The following is a 4,453-nucleotide window of genomic DNA, read 5'->3' on the forward strand; positions in this document are numbered from 1 at the left end:
TCCAACAGTTCTTCTTGAATGGCGCGGCGGATTTTGTTTTGAAACACCGTGTTCGCTTTCCCGATGTCATGGTACTCGATCGCTAATCGAAGCAATTCCCACATTCGTTCATTGACGCGAATCAATCGGTCTCCATAACTGTCCTTTAGTAATCGCCAATTATCAAGAAGACGATCCGTATGTTCACGGATCGTCTCTTTCGTTTCGGACTTTGCATAAAACATGACCGTTTGATTTCCTCCTATTTCTACAAATGGAAAAATACAAGTTCCCCATCTTCATCAACGCACACTCCCTCTGGAGCTGTCGTCCCCTTCCGCACGTATCCCACATTGATTTTCTCCCATTTTCTCACTCCGTTCACGACTTCGTATTTCCAAGGGAGTTCATATGGGATATGCTTTATGTCTATATCGAGCAAATGATGGGGAATGTAGGCGTAATAGCGCAAATCTTTCTCTTCATCCAATTCATCTACCTGAACGATTTTATACTCATCAATTCGGACCAAATCTTCCCATCTGCCTAAACTATAATGGTTTTCGCCAGTTTCGATGGCATGAATTATCCGTTCAAGAACTTCTTTTTCTGCCTCAACGTGAATCAGCAAATCAACTCGGTACAACAAATGTGTATAAATGGGCATTGTCGTGATTTCGTTAGCATCATACGAAAACGACTCATCCTGAATCCCGTCAAGGATCAGCGGAAAAGCAGCGACATTTCGTTTTTTAAAAAAGTAATGCCGCTGATAGTCGAGCAGTTTCGCCTCATACTCCCCTTGGACGCTTAGTCGCATGGGGATGAAACGATCCGCGCGAAGCAACGCGTGAATCATTCCTTTAACCGTAGAATAAGGCGGAAGCGGATATGTTTCCGCCACCTTTGAAGCGAACGGCTTTTTATAGCACGCTGTCTCTTGAAATAGTTTTAAACGCAACGCCTTCATTATCATTCACCATAGTATGTTTGAACTTGTTCAGCAATATGGCGGAAAAACTGCTCCACTGATCCAGTCTTCTCTGCAAATCGTTGTGCAAATTCATCTTCATTCGCAAATATGCCGCTTACTAAACCGATGCGCGTCTCGTCAGCAACTGCCTTGCCAGCGAACGTTTGCGCCATGGTGTCCTCGATCGGGGCAAGATCAATTTCCCACCCTCGCGGCGAAGAGGACAGGCGAATTTTTCCGAGGAAAAACGGATTCGCTACATCGTATACTCCGCCGATGACAAATAGCGGGGACAAGTTTTCACGGCGGCCGCGAATATTCCGATTGAGCAACTTCACAATATCAAGCAATTGCTGGACGCGCTTCGTTTTTTCCTGATTGGACAGCTCGACCTCCCCATCGACGCCAATGCGATGCAAGTCTATCGTGATGGTGTAACAATAGAAGCTTTGGTGCTGCTCGATCTGAGCCAAATTCGGATCAGCACCAATTCGGCTCGCTAGTCCCATGTTGTTTAAAAACTCCAAATCACTTTTGTATGGCTCGAGAGAAATGGCATGGCTTAGACGAACAACAGCAGCGCGTTTTTGCGAGTTTTTATCCGTTTTCAAGTACCCGAATAAATCCATTTCAACGGAATCTTCGATGGTGACATCTTTTTTGAACTGAACAACCCCGCTCGCTTTATCAACGGTATTTAAGTTCCAACCAAACAGTTCATTTCCTAAACGGACGATATCGTAGCGCAAACTTTGCCGCGATGCGTATGTGTACGCCTCTCCATTGCCGCGATGAAACTTTTTCAATTCGGAAATATTCGCAATGCCCTCTCCATAGTTTAGCGATCCCGCTTGAAAGACAATCGTCATCGTGACCGTTTTCGTCATGATACAACCTCCTCTTGTTCTCCTTGTCCTTCTTGAGACAGCAACCCAGCAATAAAAGCGTTGGCTACAGCAGGAAAATCCAAATCCCGCTCATGCAGCGCATTTAAGAAAAGCGGAGAAATGGGCTGATCCGCTGACATATGAAGACGGAACAACGTATCCAAGAAGCTTTTCCGATCCCCCGCTTTCGCTGCGTTTAACAACCGATAGGCAATGGCGCTAATTTTTTTACTCGGGCTGGCAGAATAACGGTCGGCCGTTTTGGGGCTTCCAGCCTGTTCCAATGCCTTTCGAATCTCTTGGCCGCACCGATATAGGGCATATATCCTTTTGTCTGTTTTCTCCATTTCTTTTCCTCTCCTTTTCAACTGCATAATTCGGCTGCGTTCGCGAATAGCGATGTAAGGGCCGATGTGGGAACGTCCATTTTCAATACAATCACGCAAATATTCATAAATGACTCGAGCAGGGTCGACTCCGCGCAACACGTCTTGGATGAATTGTTCACGATAGTCATAGTGGACGTAATCCAACTTTCCAGGATATTCAACAAAATAGCGCGCCAAATACAATGGGAGATGGTAATAGTGTAAATGCGTTTTTTTGCTGTCATAGTCAGAAGAAAATTCTAAGAAAAATAGATGGTCAACCACATAGCTTGCTTCTTTCGTTACACTTTGGACGAGCTTGCTGACGATGCGGTCAAACGGATCTTTTTGCTGCTTCATCTGCTTCAGGTGGTTGTTTTTCTGTAAAATCTCCGGGAATGGCGCATCGGATTGGACAAAGCCTGCGTACATGCGATACTCGTTTTGGTCTTGAAATCCTTCTTTCTTTAAGTAAATCGCCGCACCAGCAGGCGCAAAAAACAACACAAGTTTCGCCAAAGATGAAATCGGTTTCGGTTGCTTGTCCTGCAAGTCCCAATTGAAATTAAAAGCCTTACTTGTTATCCCAATCGGGGAAAAAATCATTTCTTCGAAATTATAAAAAGCAATGCGGCCAGGGAAAAGCATACATTCATACACCGATTTCAGTTCTTCTTGCATTTGTGGCAAAGGCTTCTTTTTCCACGCTCTCTTCAACGCTTTAAACGGCTCATATTCAACATGCTCATCCAAAAAACAAAGAACGTCTTTCTCTGCCGAAGCAGAGCGCAAAATTTGTTCCAATTGAAGATCGCGTTGCACCGGAACAATATAATCGGCTTGAAATTGTTCGATATGCCCTTCCAAATCCAAATGATTTTTCGAAACATTCAAGAACGATACTTGTCCAAAAAAAGATTTGAGAACAGCCGCTTTAAAATAATTTAATGTCAGCTTTTCATTAATGGCTTCTTTGGAAAGTAGTTGTTGGAATTCCGCAATACATTGCTCCAATTGCTCGATTTGTTCTGGTTTTTTTATTGACTTAAGCGCTTCAAGCAAGGGACTGATCGGTTCATCGGGGAAATACTGTTGAATTTTCTTCCCCGTATCCGTAATCGTCTTTTTTATATTGGCCAGAGCCGTTGAAAACAAATTTTCCTTTTTTGCCTGTCCAAGGTAGGAAAGCAATCTCTCTCTAGTTCGCTTTGCCGTACTGTATTCGTCGAGCAAATAATGAAAATATGCTCGCGGTAATAGTGGAAGTACGCCTGTCTCCAACTCAAGCCCCTGTGGAACGATTCGGATGCTGTTTTTGTACTGCTGATCAATCAAACGATTTTCCAGCCCGTATTCGAAAACACGGTACAGCCCGACAAGCCCCATTGTCACCATCCACTCGCCCATGCGGAGTTCAATCCTCATCCCCGCACCTCCTCTACCTCAAGCAAGCCAAATCCTTGATTGCGCCGTTTCGACAACCCGAGCTGATACAGCAACTGCAAATCGGTTGGATGGCCAGTTAGCGAAAAGAAAGTTTGGTACGCTGTAAAATATAAAACGTCGCCGCCCCCATGCGTTGCCTCGAATTCATGATTCGTCTCCTTCACGACCACCTTGCGCCATCGCAACGGCCGCACAATCAAGGGCGACAATAGCCCATTTCCCCGATACTGCCGCAAAATCAGATCTGCTAAATAATTCACGTGCTCCTCATAATCAGGAGCATCTGGGCTGACCGGCTTCTGGTTTTTATCTTCAACCAACATCGGAGAAAGGGTGCGAAACACCACGGTAGAATCTGTGATCGTTTTCTCCGGCAGCATGCGGATTTTCTCTTTTACAAGCTGATAGTGCTTGTATAAAAATACTTGCTTTTGTTGCAAACCGTTGTATAAGTGCAAGAGAAACTCATGATCAGGTGAACTAACGGTCATTGTTATTCCATCTAAATAAACCTCTTGGCCGACAAATCGAAAATTTCTTAAATATGTAGAAAATGAAAATGGTTTCATTGAAGAACTGTTGTATAAACGCTCATAATATTGCTCATCCGACGTTCGCAATGCTTCTTTTATCACCGACACCAACATCATGCGGTATGAAACAGGCATTCTTTCCACTTTAAATGAACAAGTAAGCCTCATGACGCACCTCCTTTTGACTTACATATTACCGTATTTTGACTAAAAATGTTGTCGAAATTTGTCTTTTGAAATTAATAAACTGTAGATGAGCAAATTCAC

Annotated in this window: 5 protein-coding genes; all 5 read right to left on the minus strand. The window is 43.9% G+C overall.

Translation table 11 applies throughout. The features are described 5' to 3' along the window. Positions 1-224, minus strand: a 224-nt coding sequence (locus VU18_RS16345) for a hypothetical protein (RefSeq protein WP_047758564.1), incomplete at its 3' end; no start/stop codon positions are given. 23 nt (positions 225-247) lie between these two features. Further along, a complete protein-coding gene (gene cas5b / locus VU18_RS16350) occupies positions 248-949 on the minus strand; it encodes a type I-B CRISPR-associated protein Cas5b (protein ID WP_044746558.1) in 702 nt (233 codons plus the stop codon). A 2-nt stretch (positions 950-951) separates the two neighbouring features. Beyond that, complete coding sequence (gene cas7i / locus VU18_RS16355; RefSeq protein ID WP_047758565.1) at positions 952-1,839, minus strand: type I-B CRISPR-associated protein Cas7/Cst2/DevR; 888 nt, start codon at positions 1,837-1,839, stop codon at positions 952-954. Continuing rightward, positions 1,836-3,632, minus strand: a complete 1,797-nt coding sequence (locus VU18_RS16360; protein WP_047758566.1) for a CRISPR-associated protein Cst1 — start codon at positions 3,630-3,632, stop codon at positions 1,836-1,838. Before VU18_RS16360 ends, cas7i begins: the two co-directional genes overlap by 4 nt. Beyond that, positions 3,629-4,354, minus strand: a complete 726-nt coding sequence (gene cas6 / locus VU18_RS16365) for a CRISPR-associated endoribonuclease Cas6 (protein ID WP_044746561.1) — start codon at positions 4,352-4,354, stop codon at positions 3,629-3,631. The genes VU18_RS16360 and cas6 overlap by 4 nt, the downstream gene beginning before the upstream one ends. Positions 4,355-4,453 lie beyond the last annotated feature (99 nt).

It is taken from the genome of Geobacillus sp. ZGt-1, from assembly GCF_001026865.1.
GTDB classification, from domain to species: domain Bacteria; phylum Bacillota; class Bacilli; order Bacillales; family Anoxybacillaceae; genus Geobacillus; species Geobacillus thermoleovorans.

Coding starts and splice junctions, on each gene's coding strand:
- VU18_RS16360 (WP_047758566.1), bottom strand. CDS start 3,632: ATGAGGATTGAACTCCGCATGGGCGAGTGGATGGTGACAATGGGGCTT.
- cas5b (WP_044746558.1), bottom strand. CDS start 949: ATGAAGGCGTTGCGTTTAAAACTATTTCAAGAGACAGCGTGCTATAAA.
- cas7i (WP_047758565.1), bottom strand. CDS start 1,839: ATGACGAAAACGGTCACGATGACGATTGTCTTTCAAGCGGGATCGCTA.
- cas6 (WP_044746561.1), bottom strand. CDS start 4,354: ATGAGGCTTACTTGTTCATTTAAAGTGGAAAGAATGCCTGTTTCATAC.